Consider the following 15,610-nt stretch of genomic DNA (forward strand, 5'->3'; position numbering starts at 1 on the left):
CTGGGGTAAGATGTGCGTGTCCTCTGCACCCTTCAAGGATACAAGACTTTTACGACAGCCTCTCACATGTGTTTGTCCGGGTTCAGCCAAGACCACGCTTCCTAACCAAAGCCTTCGCCAGAGACCCCTTAGGCCCACAGGCTCTTACCTCCCAAGGGGAAGGATAGCCTCCCGGGTCTGAACGCGGGCCAAACGGAGGCTTAACGGAGTGGGGCCCAGGCCCCCCTCCTCCGGGGCCGCCTCCCGTACCATAGGGAGGATGAGACGCCCTACCCCCACGGTCCTTGTAGGGCGCGTCCCCCTGGGGAGCGCCCACCCCATTGCCGTCCAGTCCATGACCAACACCCCTACCGCGGACGTGGAGGCCACGGTGGCCCAGGTCCTGGCCCTCCATCGGGCAGGGAGCGAGATCGTGCGCCTCACGGTGAACGACGAGGAGGCGGCCCAGGCCGTTCCGGAGATCAGGAAAAGGCTCCTGGAGGAGGGGGTGGAGGTGCCCCTGGTGGGGGATTTCCACTTCAACGGCCATCTGCTCCTCAGGAAGTACCCCAAAATGGCCGAGGCCCTGGACAAGTTCCGCATCAACCCGGGCACCTTGGGCCGGGGGCGGCATAAGGACGAGAACTTCGCCGAGATGATAAGGATCGCCCTGGACCTGGGCAAGCCTGTGCGCATCGGGGCCAACTGGGGAAGCCTGGACCCTGCCCTCCTCACCGAGCTCATGGAGATAAACGCCCGCCGCCCCGAGCCCAAAAGTGCCCTCGAGGTCCTCCTGGAAGCCCTGGTGGAAAGCGCCGTGCGGGCCTATGAGGCCGCCCGGGAGCTGGGTCTAGGGGAGGACAAGATCGTCCTTTCCGCCAAGGTGTCCAAGGCCCCGGACCTGGTATGGGTCTACCGGGAGCTGGCCCGCCGCACCCCAGCCCCCCTTCACCTGGGCCTTACCGAGGCGGGAATGGGGGTGAAGGGGATCGTGGCCAGCACCGCAGCCCTGGCGCCCCTGCTCCTGGAGGGCATCGGGGACACCATCCGCATCTCCCTCACCCCCGCCCCGGGGGAGCCCCGCACCCGGGAGGTGGAGGTGGCCCAGGAGATCCTCCAGGCCCTGGGCCTAAGGAGCTTCGCCCCCGAGGTGACCAGCTGCCCGGGGTGCGGCCGCACCACCAGCAGTTTCTTCCAGGAGCTGGCCGAGGAGGTGAACGCCCACCTCAGGGCCAAACTCCCCGAGTGGCGGAGGAAGTACCCCGGGGTGGAGGGGTTGAAGGTGGCGGTGATGGGGTGCGTGGTGAACGGCCCCGGGGAGAGCCGGCATGCCCACATCGGCATCTCCCTGCCAGGGGCTGGGGAGGAGCCCAAGGCCCCGGTCTATGCCGACGGCAAGCTCCTCACCATCCTCAAGGGAGAAAGGATCGCCGAGGAGTTTCTGGCCCTGGTGGAAGACTACGTGGCAAAGCGCTTCGGAACCTGATGGAACCCTTCCGCTTCCAAGTCCTCGCCCGGGCAGGGCGGGCCCGGGTGGGCCTCCTCCAAACCCCCCACGGCCCCGTGGAAACCCCCCTCTTCATGCCCGTGGGCACCCAGGGCTCGGTGAAGGGCCTCCTGCCCAAGGACCTGCAGGCCATCGGCAGCCAGGTGCTCTTGGCCAACACCTACCACCTCCTCCTGCGGCCCGGGCCCGAGCGGGTGCGGGCCCTGGGAGGGCTCCACGGCTTCGCCGGGTGGCGGGGCCCCTGGCTCACGGACTCCGGGGGGTTCCAGGTGATGAGCCTGGGGCACCTGAGGCGCATTGACGAAGAAGGGGTGGTCTTCCAAAGCCACCTGGACGGAAGCCTGGTCCGCCTCACCCCGGAAAAGAGCATCGCGGTGCAGGAGGCCCTGGGGGCGGACCTCATCATGGCCTTTGACGAGTGCCCTCCTTACCCCTCCTCCCGGGAGTACCTAAAGGCGTCCTTGGAGCGCACCCTGCGCTGGCTGGAGCGGAGCCTCAAGGCCAAGACCCGCCCCGACCAGGCCCTCTTCGGCATCGCCCAGGGGGGGACGGACCCGGAACTCAGGGCCCTTTCCACCCGGGAGACAGTGCGCTTCGGCCTCCCCGGCTACGCCATCGGGGGCCTGGCCGTGGGGGAGAGCAAGGAGGAGATGTTCCCCATGGTGGCCCTATCCACCGAGATCCTCCCCGAGGGGAAGCCCCGCTACCTCATGGGGGTGGGGCATCCGGAAGACCTGGTGGCGGCCATGGGCCTGGGGGTGGACCTGTTTGACAGCGTCTACCCCACCCGCACGGGCCGCTTCGGCTCGGCCTTGGTTCCGGAAGGGAGAATCAACCTGAAAAACGCCCAGTACCTGGGGGACAAGCGGCCTCTGGAAGAAGGCTGCGATTGCTACACCTGCCAAACCTTCAGCCGGGCTTACATCGCCCACCTGGTGCGTGCGGGGGAGATGCTTGGAGGCATCCTCCTTTCCCTGCACAACCTTCGCTTCCTGCACCGCCTCACGGAAAAGGCCCGGGAGGCCATCCGAATGGGTACCTACGGAGCCTTTGCCCAGGAGTTTGCGGAAAGGCGCTTCGGCAAGGAGGTACCCCTCTGGTTCCGGGAGGCCATGGCGGCGGGTGGGCATTGGTGATGCGACCCAAGGGGGGATAAGGAAACCCCCCTTCCAAGGGTGAAAGGCCCTGGCTTGGGCAACAGGGCCCACTAAGCACCCTTAGAATGGGCTCGGTATGAAACCACGGCACCTTATCCTGGGCCTCCAGCACGCGGTGGCCATGTTCGGGGCCACGGTGCTGGTGCCCCTCCTCACCGGGCTCAACCCAGCGGTGGCCCTCTTCACCGCCGGCCTTGGCACCCTGGTCTTCCACCTGGTTACGGGGCGGATGGTTCCGGTCTTCCTGGGTTCCAGCTTCGCCTTCATCGCCCCCATCCTGGCCGCCAAGGAGGCGGGCTTCTCTATGGCGGCGGTGGGTGGGGGGATTGTGGCGGCAGGACTGGTGTACGCCCTCTTTGCCCTACTGGTCCTCCTCATCGGCTCGGAAAGGGTGCGCCAGGTCTTCCCCCCGGTGGTCACGGGGCCGGTCATCGTGGTCATCGGCCTCACCCTGGCCCCGGTGGCGGTGCAGATGGCCAGCAAGGATTGGCTTCTTGCGGCCTTCACCTTCCTGAGCGCCGTGGGGAGCGCGGTGTTTCTCCGAGGCCTCTACCGGATGATCCCCGTGCTCCTGGGGGTAGGAGCAGGCTACCTGCTAGCCCTCCTCCTGGGGCGAGTGGACCTAGCGCCCTTGAAGGAGGCGGCCTGGCTCGGCCTTCCCTCCTTCACCCTGGCCACCTGGGAGTGGGGCGCCGTGCTCCTCATCGCCCCTGTGGCCTTCGTCACGGTGATGGAGCACATTGGGGACATCCTGACCAACGGGCGGGTGGTGGGCAAGGACTTCTTCGCCAAGCCTGGCCTGCACCGCACCCTCCTGGGGGACGGCCTGGCCACGAGCCTGGCCGGGGTTTTGGGAGGGCCGGCCAACACCACCTACTCGGAGAACACCGGAGTGTTGGCGGTGACCAAGGTCTACGACCCTCTGGTGCTCCGCATCGCCGCTCTTTTTGCCATCCTCCTCTCCTTTTCCCCCAAGCTCGCCGCCCTCCTCCAGACCCTGCCCCAGGGGGTCCTGGGAGGTATTGCCATGCTCCTTTTTGGCATGATCGCCTCCATCGGTATCCGCACCCTGGCTGAGGCGGAGATCGACTTCACCCACAGCCGCAACCTCATCGTGGTATCGGCCATCCTGGTTCTAGGCCTGGGAGGCGTGGTGGCCGAGCTGGGCAAGGTACAGGTAGCGGGAGCCGCCGTGCCCCTTAAGGTGAGCGGGATGGCCCTGGCGGCATTGGTGGGGGTGGTGCTGAACCTGTTTTTGCCCAAGCGGCTAGAGCCCGAGGGGCTGGCCACCGAGGAGGAGCGCCTGCCCTAGCAGGCCCAGAAAATGCGCCTACCCCTCCCGGTAGAAGCGGCTTTTCCGGTAGTAGTCCTCTAGGAGCACCTTCAGGAAAGCGGCGGCGGGCACCCCCAAAAGGGCTCCCCAGAGGCCGAAGAGGGTGGCCCCCAGGAGGATGGCGGCGATGGCCGTGACCGGGTGGAGGCGCGTGGCCCGGCCCACGATGAGGGGGCCCAGGAGGTTGCCCTCCACCTGGTTGGCCAGCCAGAGGACCAAGAGGGCCAGGAGCGCCTTGACCCACCCGCCGGTGGCCGCCAAAAGAAGGGCCGGAACTCCGGAGACGATGACCCCCACGAAAGGGATTAGGTTGAAGACCCCAGCCAGGAAGCCCAGGCTGGCGGCCAAGGGCACCCCCACGAGCCAGAGCCCCACCCCCACCATGAGGCCCACCAGGAAGGCCACCAGGAGCTGGCCCCGCACGAAGCCGCCCACGCTTCGGTCCAGTTTGTGGGCCAGCTCAGCCACCAGGGGCTGGTAGGGTTCGGGAAAAGCCAGGAGGGCCGCCCGGCCCAGGCGGGGCAGGTCATAAAGGAAGTAGACGGAAAGGGTGAGGGCGGTGAGAAGCTGGAGAACCCCGCCCAGGAGGGAGGTGAAGAAGCCCAAAAGGTTGCCCCCTTGGGCCAGGAGGCCCTGGAGCCAGCGGGCCAAGGTTTCCAAGAAGCCCTGGAGGAGGCCTTGTAGGTTGCGGCTAGCCTCGGCCAAAACGGGCTTCAGGACCTCGGGGACGGGCACCGCCCGCACCCGGTCGGGCAGGGCGAGGAGCCAGGAGAAGAGGGGGTCCAGAAGGCGGGGCAACTCCTGGGCCAGCCGGGTGAGCTCCAGGACCGTCTGGGCGGTGAGGAAGGAGGCGAAGCCCAGGAAAAGGCCCAGTCCCAGGTAGACCAGGACCACCCCCAGGAGCCGGGGAAGCCTTTTGCCTTCAAAGAAGCGCACCACGGGATGGGTGAGGTAAGCGATGGCAAAAGCGGTGAGGAGGATGGAAAGGGCGGGCCAGGCCCGGAGGAGAAAGCGGTAGAGGAGAAAGAAAAGAAGGAGGTAAACGAGAACCCGCACATACGGGTTCTCCCAGACCCGGGCGAAAGCCTCGCGCATGGGGCTATTCTAAGCGGAAGAAGGCCTTGGCCTCCTTAAAGAGCTCCTCCCGGGACAGGCTCTGAAAGAGGAACCTCCCCCGGTCGGGCTCCCCTTCCCAGATCTCAAAAAGAAGCCTGGGAGCCCCTCCCATGAGCCCGGTGTTGCCCACATAGCCGATGGGATCCCCCCGGTACACCCTCTGCCCCACCTTAAGGCCAGGGTAGGGCCCCTCGAGGTGGGCATAGACGCTGGTGCGGCCATCCGGGTGGCGGATCCAGACCTCGAGGCCCCGCAAGAAGTCCATCTGCTCGGGGGAAGCTCCGTTTCGCACCGCCTCCAGAAGCCTCTGGTACTCCTCCGGGGAGGGCTCCTTGTAATCCCCCTCCACCTTCACCACCTCTCCCCCAAAAGCGGCCACCACCCCCATCCCCCGCACCACGGGCACACAGGCATCCCCTTGGATGAACACGAAGCCCGCGCTCACCCCCTTGCGGTAGGGGCGGGGCGCACCCGGGAGGTTTTCGGGCCTAGTGGGCAGGCAGGCCCCAGGTAGGGGAAGAAGATAACCCTGGGGAGCCAGGGCTGCCTTCTGGCTGAGGATCCCCACCTCCTGGCGCAGGCTGGCAAGCTGCCTTCCCCTTAGGGAAAACCCCAGGGTAACCACCAGGCTGTAGAGGGCCAGGGCTAGAAGGAGATAATGCCCCGGCTTCCAGACCATGAGCCCATGCTACAAAAAAAGCCCCCTTTGGGGGGCTTTCCCAAGGGAGGAAGGCCTTAGAGTAGCTTCAAGAGCCTTTCCTTGATCTCCTTGGCGGAAAGGCCCTCCAGTTTAAGCCCTTTGGCCCGGTCCAGAAGCTCGTAAACCTTGGGAATATGGCTCGCCGCCACCCGGAAGGTGATCTCCTGGCCCGCCACCTGGACGCGGATCTTCTGCAGGTTGGGGTACTGCCGACGCTTGGAAATGCCGGTGGTCTTCTTACCCACGCCCCCTTCCCGCTTGGCCTTACCCCGCCTTTGGATGCTATTGGCCACGATGGGCCTCTTTCCGCTGATCTCGCACACCTTGGACATAAGACCCTCCCGTGCCCGAAGGCAAACCCTTTGGAGTATAGCACAAAGGGGGGGATCCGGTAGACTCTCCCCTATGCCCACGGTGCTCATCCCCCTTCTCTTGGCCCTGGACCAGATCCTGAAGCTCTGGGCCCTGGAAAACCTCTCCCCGGTGCCGAGGCCCTTCCTAGGAGACCTCCTCTACCTCACCCTGGTCAAGAACACGGGGGCAGGCTTTGGCCTTTTGGAGGGAAGGGCCTTCCTCCTGGGGTGGCTCAGCCTGGGGGTGGGGACCCTCCTCCTTTACCTTCTGGCCCAAAGGCGCTATGCCTTCTGGCAAACCCTGGCCCTTTCCCTCATCACCGTGGGGGCTTTGGGTAACGGGATAGACCGCCTGGGCCGGGGCTTTGTGGTGGACTACCTGGACCTGGGAACCTCCATCCCCCTTATCGCCACCTTCCCCGTCTTCAACCTGGCGGATGTATGCGTGACGGTGGGGGCGGCCCTGCTCCTCCTGGCTCCCAGACGGAAGCACCGCTTTTAGAGTCCAGGGGCATGCCCAAGAGACTTATCCGGCTTACCCAGCGTACTCCCAGGGCCACAGCGGAGGAAAGCCATGCCAATTACCTATGACCCCGAGGCCGATGCCCTGTACATCGCCTTAGGAGAGGGGCCGGCCACCCCGGAAGAGGTGGGAGAAGGCATTGCCCTGGACTGGGATGCCGAGGGAAAACTCTTGGGCATCGAAATCCTGGATGCCAGCAAGCGGCTTTCCGACCCCAAGGCCCTAAGGCACTTCTCCCTGGAGGCCCTTCCAGTCTGGGATGGAACCTGAGGGCCTAGACCCTTTGCAAAACCTGCGCAAAGCGCTCCAGGGCTTTCCTCAGATTTTCCTCGCTGGTGGCGTAGGAGAGGCGCACGTGCCCGAAGGCGGCGAAGTCGGTGCCCGGCACCACCGCCACCCCCCCTTCGAGGAGCCTCTCCGCCGCCTTCACCTCGTCCTCGGCGAAGGGGGAGGTGTCCAGGAGGACGTAGAAGGCCCCGCTGGGGCGCACCGCCTTCAGGCCAAGCTGGGCTAAGCCCTCAAGGAGCAGGTCCCGACGCCGCCTGTAGGCCTCCCGGGCCATTTGGATGAAGGCCCTCGAGGCCTCCTGGTTGGTGAGGGCCTCGAGGGTGGCCCACTGGGCAATGGTGTCGGGGCTGGTGGTGGACTGGCTGGAAACGTCCGTCATGGCCTTGATGACCGCCTTGGGGCCACAGGCGTAGCCGATGCGCCAGCCGGTCATGGCGAAGGCCTTGGCCGCCCCGTTCACGGTGAGGGTGTGCTCGGGAGCCAGCCGCCCCGGGGAGAAGTGCTCCCCCTCGTAGATGAGGTGCTCGTAGATCTCGTCGGAAACCAGATAGAAGTCGTGCTCCAGGGCAAGCCGGGCCAGGGCCTCGAGGACCTCCTTGGGGTAGACCGCCCCCGTGGGGTTGTTGGGGGAGTTCACCACCAAGGCCTTGGTGCGGGCCGTGATGGCCCTTTTCACCCGCTCGGGGTCGGGCACGAAGCCCTCCTGGGGCAGGGTTTCCACCTCCACCGGAACCCCGCCAGCAAAGCGCACCATCTCCGGGTAGCTCACCCAATAGGGGGCAAGCACGATGACCTCGTCGCCCGGGTCCAAAATGGCCTGGAAGAGGTTAAACAGGGCCTGCTTTCCCCCCACGGTGACGAGGGTCTGGTCGGGGGAGACCTCGAGGCCATTTTCCCGGCGGAACTTTTCCGCCAGGGCCTCGCGAAGCTCGGGGATCCCTGCCGGAGGGGCGTACTTGGTCTTGCCCTGGGCCAGGGCCCGCCGGGCTGCCTCCTTCACGTGCTCGGGAGTGTCAAAGTCGGGTTCCCCAGCGGTGAGGGCCACCAGGTCCACGCCCTGGCGCCTCAGCTCCAGGGCCCTGGCGTTCACCGCCACCGTGGCCGAGGGTTTCATGGCCCTAACCCTTTGCGAAAGGCCGCGCATGGCCTAAGTATACGGGCTACGATGCGTGGGTGGGGGAAGGAACTCGGGAAGAGATAAAAGAGGCCTCGAGGCGGGTGGCAGAGCCCCTCATCGGAAAGGCTTCGCCAGCTTTTGCAAGGGCTGGAGGAGGCGGAAGGGGAAGACACCTAGGCCCACAAGGTTTTCCGAAGCCTCCCCAAGCCCCCTTCCCGGTACGTTGGACACCTCCACGCCCAAGCCTTGAGGACCGGGCATTTTTCCAGGTTCAAGAACCGGCACCTCCGGGCCTCAACCCGCTCCCACCGGGCTTAAAAGGGGCCTTTCCCCCTTCTGCCCCGCCCTGCCTCCCACCACCCTAAGGCCCAAAGGCTCCACCCGGGCCCGGTAAAGGCTGGCCTCGGGAAGAAGCTCCCCATCGGCATGGCCAGGGACAGGATGGGCGAACTCCACCACCACCTCCCGGCCCGCAAAGGCCACCACCTGGGGGTGGGAAAGGTGCTTACCCAGAAGGAGCCGGGGCAGGATGAAGACCACCCCGGGCCGGGTGAAGGAACGGGCCAGGATCATGGAGAGGAGGCCATCCCGGGGGTCGGCCATGGGGGCGATGGGGATGCCACCCCCGTAGGCGGGTCCGTTCATCACCGCCACCAGGAGAAGGGGCCCCCGATGCACCTCCTCCCCCTCCACCACCACCCGCCCCTCGGGCAGGCGAAGCGCCTTAAGCACCCCGAAGAGGGCGTAAAGGTAGCGGGGCATGCCCCGGAGGAAGGAGGGGGCGGTGAGGGCCTTCTTGGCCACCAGGGCATCGAAGCCAATGCCCAGGGAGGCCCCGAAGGGCTCGCCGTTCACCCAGCAGAGGTCTATGGCCTCCTCCTGGGCAAAGAGGGCTAAATCCAGGGCCTCGTTCCAAGGAAGCCTCCTCAGGCCCAGCATGCGGGCGAAGTCGTTGCCGCTGCCGATGGGCACCACCCCCAGGACCTTTTCCGTGCCCGCCAGGCCCCTTAGCACCTCGTGCACCGTGCCATCCCCCCCCACGGCCACCACCCGGGCCCCTTCCGGGGCTCCCCGGGCGATCTCCGTGGCGTGGCCCGGGCCCTCGGTGAGGAAGGCCTTAGCCCCCTTTTCCCGCGCAGCCTTGAGGATGGACCCGGAAAGCCTCCCCACCTTTCCCCGTCCCGCCGCCGGGTTAACGATGACCCACCTTTCCACCCCCGTATTCTAGGGCCATGGGGCTTCTAGCCCATTTCCTCAAGGGCCCCCACCCCAAGACCACCCTGCTCCTTACCCGGGCGGGGCCGGTGGAAAACCCGGGACACGTCCTTTACAGCCATCCGGGCCTTCCCCTTGCGGAACCGGGCAGGCAGGCCCTTCGCCTTCTGGCCAGGCTGGCCTTGCGCTACCCCGTGGCCTGGGTCTACGCCCCCGACAGCCTGGCCGAGGCTGAGGCGGCCGGGCTTCTTGCGGAAGCCCTCGGGGTGCCTTTTACCCTCCTCCCGGAACTGAGGGAACGAAGCTGGGGGAGATGGGAAGGGCTGAGCTTCGCCGAGGTAAGGGAGCGGTATCCCCAGGAAGTGGCCGCCTGGCTCGAGGACGAGGCGGGCTTTGCCCCCCCGGGTGGGGAAAGCTTGAGGAAGGCCTGGGAAAGAGGGCGGGAAGCGATCAGGACCCTCCTTGGAAAGCATCAAGGCCAGGCGCTGTTGGTGGTGGGGAACTGCACCTTAAACCGCGCCGCCTTGAGCTTAGCCCTGCCCCTTCCCGTGGAAGAAGGCCTCAGGGTGGAGCAGGACTATGCCCGGCTTTCCGTGGCGGAGTTCTACGGCGAGGAAGGAGTGGTGAAGGCCCTCAACCTGGGTCAGCTTGAGGAACAAGCTTGACATTTGTCCCTGGCTCCGTCCCGGGCAACGGGGAGTAGACTAGAAGCATGATCCGGCCCGTGGCCCGCCAGGACCTTCCCGGGCTCTTAAAGCTCCTCCGCTGGATGGACGAAAGCCCCAAGCGGGGGGTCTTGGCCCCGGAGGCCCGGGACCTCGAGGGCCTGGCCGAGGAGCTGGAGGACGGCCTGGTCCTCTTGCGGGATGGGGAGGTGGCGGGGTACGTGGGCCTTTATGCCTTTTGGGATGGAGCGGCCCTCGAGGGGCCCCTGGCCTACCGGGAGGAGGACCTTTTCCCCCTTCTCCATGCCGCGGAAAAGCGGGCCAGTGAGCTTCACCTGGACCGGCTTTACGCCTTCCCCCGGGAGGAAAACCACACCCTGCGCCAGGTGCTGGAGGAGGACGACTTCGGCCTTTTGCACCTCACCTACTTCTTCGTAAAAAACCCGGAGGGCCTGGACTACCCATCCCCTGAGGGCGTGGTCATCCGAAGGGGTTTCCCGGGCCCCGGGGCTTACCGGGAGCTTTACCGGGAAAGCGAGGAGGGTTGGGCCCTGCGCCTCAAATGGACGGACGAGGAGCTTTGGGAACACTTCCAGGATCCCCATGTCCGCCTCCTGGTGGCCTACCGGGGGGACGAACCCGTGGGCCTGGCCGAGGTGGAGCTGGAGGACCATGAGGCCAGCGTGGCCTATATCGGCGTGGTGCCCAAGGCCCGGGGCCAGGGCATCGGGCGGGCCCTCTTGGCGGAAGCGGCGAAGCTGGCGCAGAAGAAGGGTGCCACCCTCCTGAGGGTCCGGGCCCACGACCACGAGACCGGGGCCCTGGAGCTTTACCGGGCCTTGGGCTTCAGCCTCGAGGAGGCGGTGGCCACCTACGCCAAGGAGCTCAGGGCCAGGCGGTAGGTCCCCGCATGGGCCTCCACCGTGAGCCGGGGGTCGCGGTTGTACCCCCCGCCCATCACCACCACCAGGGGTACCCCCAAGGCCTTTACCATGCGAAAAACCCGTTCGTCCCGCTTCCGGACCCCCTCGAGGCTCAGGCCCAGGCGGCCAAACCGGTCCCCCTTTAGCACGTCCACCCCGGCGTTGTAGAAGACCAGCCCGGGCCGGAAAGCCTGGGCTATTTCCAACGCTTCATCCAGGGCGTAGAGGTAGACCTCATCCCCCACGCCGTCGGGAAGCCCCACATCCAGGTCGCTCCTCTCCTTCCTTAAGGGGTAGTTCCGCTCCCCGTGGAGGGAAAGGGTGAAAACGGTGGGATCTTCCTGGAAAAAGACCGCGGTGCCGTTGCCCTGATGGGCGTCCAGATCCACCACCAAAACCCGGCCCCCAAAACCCTCCCGCCTGAGCCAAGCCACGGCCACCGCCACATCGTTGAAAAGGCTATACCCCTCGGCCCGGTCGGGAAAGGCATGGTGGGTGCCCCCGGAAAGGTTGAGGCCTAAGCCCAGCTCCAGGGCATCCCTGGCCGCGGCCAGGGTTCCCCCCGCGGCAAAGAGGGCACGCCTGAGGAGGCTTGGACTAAAGGGTAGGCCCAGGCGCAAGGACTCCTGGCGAGAAAGCCCCTCGGTGAAAAGCCTTTCCACATACTCCGGGCGGTGGGCCAGATGAAGGGCTTCCCGGGGCACTTCGGGGGCAGGCAAGATGGGAAGGAGTTGTTTCAAGGCCTCCGCCACCCCCGGGTACTTGTAGAGGGGGAAGGGATGGCCCTGAGGGAGGTCCACCTTTAGGTGGGCGGTGGTATAGGCCCACACGCCTCCATCATGCCCCATGAAGCTGCCGGTAGGCCTCATAGGCCGCCACCCCCACGGCCACCGCCAGGTTCAAGGAGCGCACCGGCCCCGGCATGGGGATGTACACCCCGGGGAAAAGAGCCAGGACCTCCGGGGGAAGCCCCCGGGTTTCGGGGCCAAAGAGGAGGTGGTCCCCGGGCTGGAAGCTCACCCTATAGAGGCAGGTATCCCCCCGGGCGCTAAAGGCCCAGACCCGGGCGCCCGGGGGCAGGCTCTGCCAGAAGGCCTCCCAGGTATCGTGGAGGCGCAGGTCCACGTGGGGCCAGTAGTCCAGGCCTGCCCGTTTAAGCCGGGGACCGCTCAGGCGGAAACCCAAGGGGCGGATAAGGTGCAAGGGCCAGCCCAAGGCAGCGGCGGTGCGGGCGATGTTCCCGGTATTCTGTGGGATCTCCGGCTGGAAAAGGACCAGGTGGAGCATGGCCTAGACCCGCCTCCGGTAACGGGTAGCGGTTCCCCGGCCTGTCCGCTCCACCTTGCCTTCCCGGATAAGCCGGTTCAACAAGGCTAGGGTTGCCCTGGGGGTAAGCCCCAGCTGGGCTTCCACCTCCCGCCGGGAAAGGGGATCGGCCAGGAGGCCCAAGGCCCTTTCCCCCAAGGGATCGCGCCGCACCAGGTAGTACCTTCCCCCTTCCTTGCGCAAAAGGCCCATGCGCTCCATCCGGGTGAGGACCTTGCGGGTCGCCTCTAGAGGAAGCTGGAGGGCGCGGGCCAGCTCCTCAAAGGCGGCCTCCCCCACCCTCCGCAGGTGGCCCACGGCGATGAGGTGGTCCAGGCTGAAGCCACCCAGGCGCTCCTGGGCCTCGGCCAGCTCCCGCACGAAGGCCTCGTCCAGCTCCGGGTTGTAGAGGACCAGGGTGAGGGCCTCGGGGAAAAGGCGGTACTCCGGGGGCTCCTTGCCGTACTTGAGGAGGAGGCGGTACATCTTGTCCACCCCGCTTCCCGCCCGCTCCACGTAGCCCAGGCGGTAGAGGGCCTCGGCCAGACGGGGATTCCGCCTCTTGGGGGGATGGCGGAGGACGTTCTCCGGGGTGATGCCCGGGGGGAAGCCGCCGGGGTTGGAAACCTCCAGGCGATCCGGGTAGTGGTGCACCTGGATGGCATCCGGGCTTTGCCAGTCCCGGTGGACCAGGGCGTTTAGGAGGGCCTCCCGGTAGACCTCCTGGTCAAAGTCCCAGACCTCGAGGCGAAACAGGCCCACCGTGAGGTAGCGAACCCGGTTCCTGGCCTGGATCAGGTCCCTAAGCCTTTCCAAGAGGGCGGGGATGGAGCGCAGGATGTCCTCCCTGAAGGCGTAACCTTCCGGGTCCACGCCGGCCTCGTGATAGTAGTAGCTTACCTCCGCCTGGGGAAGAAGCCGCTTCAGGGCCAAGGGGGTTCCCGCCAGAAGGAGGCCCGCCACCGTGGGCTTGTCCTGTCCCTCCACTCGCTCCAAAAGTCCCAGGGCGAAGAGGAGTTCCAGGTCCGGCAAGGCCGCCAGGTTGCTCCCCCGCTCCTCCAGGATGCGCCTAAGGCGCAGAACCTCCACCGGGTCCAGGTCGGAAAGGCTGGCCGCCGGCAGCACCTGAGCGGTGAAGTCGGGCTCCGGCAGGGCCTGGCCCATCCTCAGCTCCGTGAGCCTTTTGCCGTCCCAAAAGGGCACCCTCCCCGCCCCCACGGCGATGGCCGCCGGGCTCTGCGGTACATGAAGGGCTAAAACCCGGCCCATAGGCCCCTCGATCACCTCCACATAGGGCAGGAGAAGCCCCTGGGTGAGTTGGAAAAGGGCATGGGTGATCTGCAAGGGATGGATCTCCGAGGCTCCCACCACCCGCCCCTCCCCATCCATCCCCAGGAAGAGGATCCCACCCCGGTGGTTGGCTAGACCTGCGGCGTAGCGGGCCAGCTCCTCCGGGGAAAGGTCCGGGGGCAGGAAGAGGGTGCGCTCGTCCTGTCCCAAAGAAAGCCGCTCCAGGAGTTCTTCCCACGTCACGGGCCTCAGTTTAAGGGGAGAGGCCCGGTGTCGACCGGGATGGATTGTGCGCAATGCTGTGCGATCTTATGTGCACATCTGTACACTTTAGGGCCGACAGTATGCGATATAAATACGGCTATTTGCGTTGCATGCTCCAAAAGCTTTTGCTAAGTGTCAAGCTATTGCTTGACATTATGCACACCCGGTGCTACCCTCAGCCCTAAGGGGGTGACGGACCATGCGGAAAACCCTTTTTACAGTGGCAAGCGGGCTTTCAGGGCTGGCCTTAGCGGCAGAGGTGGATGGAGCCGCCACGGCCTGGATGCTGGTTTCCACGGCCCTGGTCCTCCTCATGACCCCGGCCTTGGCCTTCTTCTACGGCGGGCTGGTGCGGAGCAAAAACGCCTTAAACACCATGATGATGAGCTTCGCCGCCTTGGGCTTCGTGGGGGTGGGCTGGGCCCTAGTGGGCTACAGCCTGGCCTTCGGCGAAGGGGGGCCGTGGCTGGGAGGCCTGGGGCACGCCCTGCTGAAGGGAGTGGGCCTCGAGGCCAAGGGGGAGATCCCCCATCTCCTCTTCATGGCCTTCCAGGGCACCTTCGCCATCATCACCGCCGCCCTCCTCACGGGGGGCATGGTGGAGAGGATGCGCTTTCCCGCCCTCCTCCTCTTCCTCACCCTGTGGGGCGTCCTGGTCTACGCCCCTCTGGCTCACTGGGTCTGGGGCGGGGGCTTCTTAGGGGCTTTGGGCGCCCTGGATTTCGCCGGGGGCACGGTGGTGCACATCAACGCCGGCGTGGCCGCCCTGGTGGGAGCCCTGGTGCTGGGGGCCCGGAAGGACTACGGCCGCCAGGCCATCCTTCCCCATAACGTCCCCTTCGTGCTCTTAGGAGCGGCGCTTCTTTGGTTCGGTTGGTTCGGGTTCAACGGGGGAAGCGCCTTAGGCTCTGGCGCCCTGGCCGGCCTGGCCTTCGTGAACACCCTGCTGGCCCCAGCAGCCACCCTGGTGGCCTGGGCCCTTCTGGACCTCCTGCGCACCGGCAAGGTCACGGCGGTGGGCCTAGCCACCGCCATCGTGGTAGGCCTGGTGGCCATCACCCCGGCGGCGGGGTTCGTATCCCCCCTTTCCGCCTTGGTGCTGGGGGCGGTGAGCGCCCTCCCCAGCTACTTCTTCCTCCTTTGGCGGCCTAGGACCCGGTTGGACGACTCCCTGGACGTCTTCGGCGCCCACGGGATCGCCGGTATTACCGGGGCTCTCCTCACCGGCCTCCTGGCGGAAAAGGCCTGGAACGGGGTGGCGGACGGCCTTCTTTTCGGTAACCCAGGGCAGCTCGCCATCCAGGCCCTGGCGGTGGGGATAGCGGTGGCCTACTCCGCCTTTGGCACCTTCCTCCTCCTGAAGCTGGTGGGCCTCCTCACCCCCTTGCGGGCCAGCCCCCAGGAGGAAGGGCTGGGCTTGGACGTGACCCAGCACGGGGAGGAAGCCTACGTGGAAGGCGAGGGAGCCATCCTGGTGCTCTCCGAGGCCACCCCCCCTGCCCTCAAGCCCGCTGGAGGTAAGGCATGAAGCTCATCGTGGCCATCATCCGGCCGGAGAAGCTACAGGACGTGCTGGAAGCCCTCTTCAAGGCGGAGGTGCGGGGGCTATCCATCAGCAGGATCCAGGGGCACGGGGGGGAGACGGAGAGGGTGGAAACCTACCGGGGCACCACGGTGAAGATGGAGCTCCACGAGAAGGTGCGCCTGGAAATCGGGGTGTCCGAGCCCTTTGTAAGGCCCACGGTGGAGGCCATCCTCAAGGCCGCCCGCACCGGGGAGGTAGGGGACGGGAAGGTCTTCGTCTTGCCGGTGGAAAAGGTCTACCGCATCCGCACCGGGGAGGAAGACGAAGCGGCCGTGACCCCGGTACAATAG

The 15,610-nt window shown here is 66.3% G+C and carries 17 protein-coding genes; 9 read left to right on the top strand and 8 right to left on the bottom strand.

What is annotated here, in order from left to right; genetic code table 11:
• Positions 1-259 precede the first annotated feature (259 nt).
• From ispG to C2847_RS01220, 3 genes are all read left to right on the top strand, one after another.
• Positions 260-1,465: a flavodoxin-dependent (E)-4-hydroxy-3-methylbut-2-enyl-diphosphate synthase gene (ispG, locus tag C2847_RS01210; RefSeq protein ID WP_164835598.1), complete on the top strand. Its 1,206-nt coding sequence runs from the start codon at positions 260-262 to the stop codon at positions 1,463-1,465.
• Positions 1,465-2,622 (top strand): tRNA guanosine(34) transglycosylase Tgt, encoded by a 1,158-nt coding sequence (gene tgt, locus C2847_RS01215; RefSeq protein WP_105316671.1) that lies wholly within the window; start codon positions 1,465-1,467, stop codon positions 2,620-2,622. Before ispG ends, tgt begins: the two co-directional genes overlap by 1 nt.
• 97 nt (positions 2,623-2,719) lie before the next feature.
• Positions 2,720-3,955 carry a uracil-xanthine permease family protein gene (locus C2847_RS01220; protein WP_105316672.1) on the top strand — a complete coding sequence of 412 codons (1,236 nt, stop codon included), beginning with the start codon at positions 2,720-2,722 and terminating at the stop codon, positions 3,953-3,955.
• Positions 3,956-3,973: 18 nt separating this feature from the next.
• Here C2847_RS01220 and C2847_RS01225 read toward each other — a convergent pair whose 3' ends face one another.
• From C2847_RS01225 to rpmB, 3 genes are read right to left on the bottom strand one after another with little or no spacing between them, the layout of a single operon-like run.
• Positions 3,974-5,071, bottom strand: coding sequence for an AI-2E family transporter (locus C2847_RS01225; protein WP_105316673.1), 1,098 nt, complete (start codon positions 5,069-5,071; stop codon positions 3,974-3,976).
• Positions 5,072-5,075: 4 nt separating this feature from the next.
• The gene (locus tag C2847_RS01230; RefSeq protein WP_105316674.1) at positions 5,076-5,771 is read right to left on the bottom strand and encodes a M23 family metallopeptidase; all 696 of its coding nucleotides are present in this window, start codon (positions 5,769-5,771) and stop codon (positions 5,076-5,078) included.
• A 56-nt stretch (positions 5,772-5,827) separates the two neighbouring features.
• A complete protein-coding gene (rpmB, locus tag C2847_RS01235; RefSeq protein ID WP_015718306.1) occupies positions 5,828-6,124 on the bottom strand; it encodes a 50S ribosomal protein L28 in 297 nt (98 codons plus the stop codon).
• Between the two features lie 73 nt (positions 6,125-6,197).
• Here rpmB and lspA point away from each other — a divergent pair, with 73 nt between their 5' ends.
• Both lspA and C2847_RS01245 read left to right on the top strand, forming a co-directional pair.
• Positions 6,198-6,647, top strand: coding sequence for a signal peptidase II (gene lspA / locus C2847_RS01240; protein WP_105316675.1), 450 nt, complete (start codon positions 6,198-6,200; stop codon positions 6,645-6,647).
• A gap of 72 nt (positions 6,648-6,719) precedes the next feature.
• On the top strand, positions 6,720-6,938 hold the full coding sequence (locus C2847_RS01245; RefSeq protein WP_105316676.1) for a DUF2283 domain-containing protein: 219 nt from the start codon (positions 6,720-6,722) through the stop codon (positions 6,936-6,938).
• Positions 6,939-6,942: 4 nt separating this feature from the next.
• Here the strand turns inward: C2847_RS01245 and aspC are convergent, their stop codons facing one another.
• Positions 6,943-8,100, bottom strand: a complete 1,158-nt coding sequence (aspC, locus tag C2847_RS01250) for an aspartate/prephenate aminotransferase (RefSeq protein ID WP_105316677.1) — start codon at positions 8,098-8,100, stop codon at positions 6,943-6,945.
• 267 nt (positions 8,101-8,367) lie between these two features.
• Positions 8,368-9,288, bottom strand: coding sequence for a diacylglycerol/lipid kinase family protein (locus tag C2847_RS01255; protein ID WP_105316678.1), 921 nt, complete (start codon positions 9,286-9,288; stop codon positions 8,368-8,370).
• 17 nt (positions 9,289-9,305) lie between these two features.
• Between C2847_RS01255 and C2847_RS01260 the strand changes: the two genes are divergently transcribed.
• Both C2847_RS01260 and C2847_RS01265 read left to right on the top strand, forming a co-directional pair.
• The gene (locus C2847_RS01260) at positions 9,306-9,953 is read left to right on the top strand and encodes a histidine phosphatase family protein (RefSeq protein ID WP_105316679.1); all 648 of its coding nucleotides are present in this window, start codon (positions 9,306-9,308) and stop codon (positions 9,951-9,953) included.
• A 47-nt stretch (positions 9,954-10,000) separates the two neighbouring features.
• The gene (locus C2847_RS01265; RefSeq protein ID WP_105316680.1) at positions 10,001-10,855 is read left to right on the top strand and encodes a GNAT family N-acetyltransferase; all 855 of its coding nucleotides are present in this window, start codon (positions 10,001-10,003) and stop codon (positions 10,853-10,855) included.
• Here the strand turns inward: C2847_RS01265 and C2847_RS01270 are convergent.
• The 3 genes from C2847_RS01270 to C2847_RS01280 are packed head-to-tail and all read right to left on the bottom strand — an operon-like array spanning position 10,825 to position 13,714.
• A complete protein-coding gene (locus C2847_RS01270; RefSeq protein ID WP_105316751.1) occupies positions 10,825-11,706 on the bottom strand; it encodes a histone deacetylase family protein in 882 nt (293 codons plus the stop codon). The two genes, C2847_RS01265 and C2847_RS01270, sit on opposite strands and share 31 nt — an antisense overlap.
• 7 nt (positions 11,707-11,713) lie before the next feature.
• Positions 11,714-12,163, bottom strand: coding sequence for a tRNA (cytidine(34)-2'-O)-methyltransferase (locus C2847_RS01275; RefSeq protein WP_105316681.1), 450 nt, complete (start codon positions 12,161-12,163; stop codon positions 11,714-11,716).
• Positions 12,164-12,166: 3 nt separating this feature from the next.
• Positions 12,167-13,714: an ATP-binding protein gene (locus tag C2847_RS01280; protein WP_105316682.1), complete on the bottom strand. Its 1,548-nt coding sequence runs from the start codon at positions 13,712-13,714 to the stop codon at positions 12,167-12,169.
• A 220-nt stretch (positions 13,715-13,934) separates the two neighbouring features.
• Here C2847_RS01280 and C2847_RS01285 point away from each other — a divergent pair, with 220 nt between their 5' ends.
• Together C2847_RS01285 and C2847_RS01290 are read left to right on the top strand one after the other, a co-directional pair.
• The gene (locus tag C2847_RS01285) at positions 13,935-15,263 is read left to right on the top strand and encodes an ammonium transporter (protein ID WP_105316683.1); all 1,329 of its coding nucleotides are present in this window, start codon (positions 13,935-13,937) and stop codon (positions 15,261-15,263) included.
• Positions 15,260-15,610 carry a P-II family nitrogen regulator gene (locus C2847_RS01290; RefSeq protein ID WP_105316684.1) on the top strand — a complete coding sequence of 117 codons (351 nt, stop codon included), beginning with the start codon at positions 15,260-15,262 and terminating at the stop codon, positions 15,608-15,610. The genes C2847_RS01285 and C2847_RS01290 overlap by 4 nt, the downstream gene beginning before the upstream one ends.

Origin of the sequence: Thermus tenuipuniceus, from assembly GCF_002964845.1 — a bacterium.
In the GTDB taxonomy this organism is placed as follows: Bacteria; Deinococcota; Deinococci; order Deinococcales; family Thermaceae; genus Thermus; species Thermus tenuipuniceus.

Coding starts and splice junctions, on each gene's coding strand:
- ispG (WP_164835598.1), top strand. CDS start 260: ATGAGACGCCCTACCCCCACGGTCCTTGTAGGGCGCGTCCCCCTGGGG.
- tgt (WP_105316671.1), top strand. CDS start 1,465: ATGGAACCCTTCCGCTTCCAAGTCCTCGCCCGGGCAGGGCGGGCCCGG.
- C2847_RS01220 (WP_105316672.1), top strand. CDS start 2,720: ATGAAACCACGGCACCTTATCCTGGGCCTCCAGCACGCGGTGGCCATG.
- C2847_RS01225 (WP_105316673.1), bottom strand. CDS start 5,071: ATGCGCGAGGCTTTCGCCCGGGTCTGGGAGAACCCGTATGTGCGGGTT.
- C2847_RS01230 (WP_105316674.1), bottom strand. CDS start 5,771: ATGGTCTGGAAGCCGGGGCATTATCTCCTTCTAGCCCTGGCCCTCTAC.
- rpmB (WP_015718306.1), bottom strand. CDS start 6,124: ATGTCCAAGGTGTGCGAGATCAGCGGAAAGAGGCCCATCGTGGCCAAT.
- lspA (WP_105316675.1), top strand. CDS start 6,198: ATGCCCACGGTGCTCATCCCCCTTCTCTTGGCCCTGGACCAGATCCTG.
- C2847_RS01245 (WP_105316676.1), top strand. CDS start 6,720: ATGCCAATTACCTATGACCCCGAGGCCGATGCCCTGTACATCGCCTTA.
- aspC (WP_105316677.1), bottom strand. CDS start 8,100: ATGCGCGGCCTTTCGCAAAGGGTTAGGGCCATGAAACCCTCGGCCACG.
- C2847_RS01260 (WP_105316679.1), top strand. CDS start 9,306: ATGGGGCTTCTAGCCCATTTCCTCAAGGGCCCCCACCCCAAGACCACC.
- C2847_RS01265 (WP_105316680.1), top strand. CDS start 10,001: ATGATCCGGCCCGTGGCCCGCCAGGACCTTCCCGGGCTCTTAAAGCTC.
- C2847_RS01275 (WP_105316681.1), bottom strand. CDS start 12,163: ATGCTCCACCTGGTCCTTTTCCAGCCGGAGATCCCACAGAATACCGGG.
- C2847_RS01285 (WP_105316683.1), top strand. CDS start 13,935: ATGCGGAAAACCCTTTTTACAGTGGCAAGCGGGCTTTCAGGGCTGGCC.
- C2847_RS01290 (WP_105316684.1), top strand. CDS start 15,260: ATGAAGCTCATCGTGGCCATCATCCGGCCGGAGAAGCTACAGGACGTG.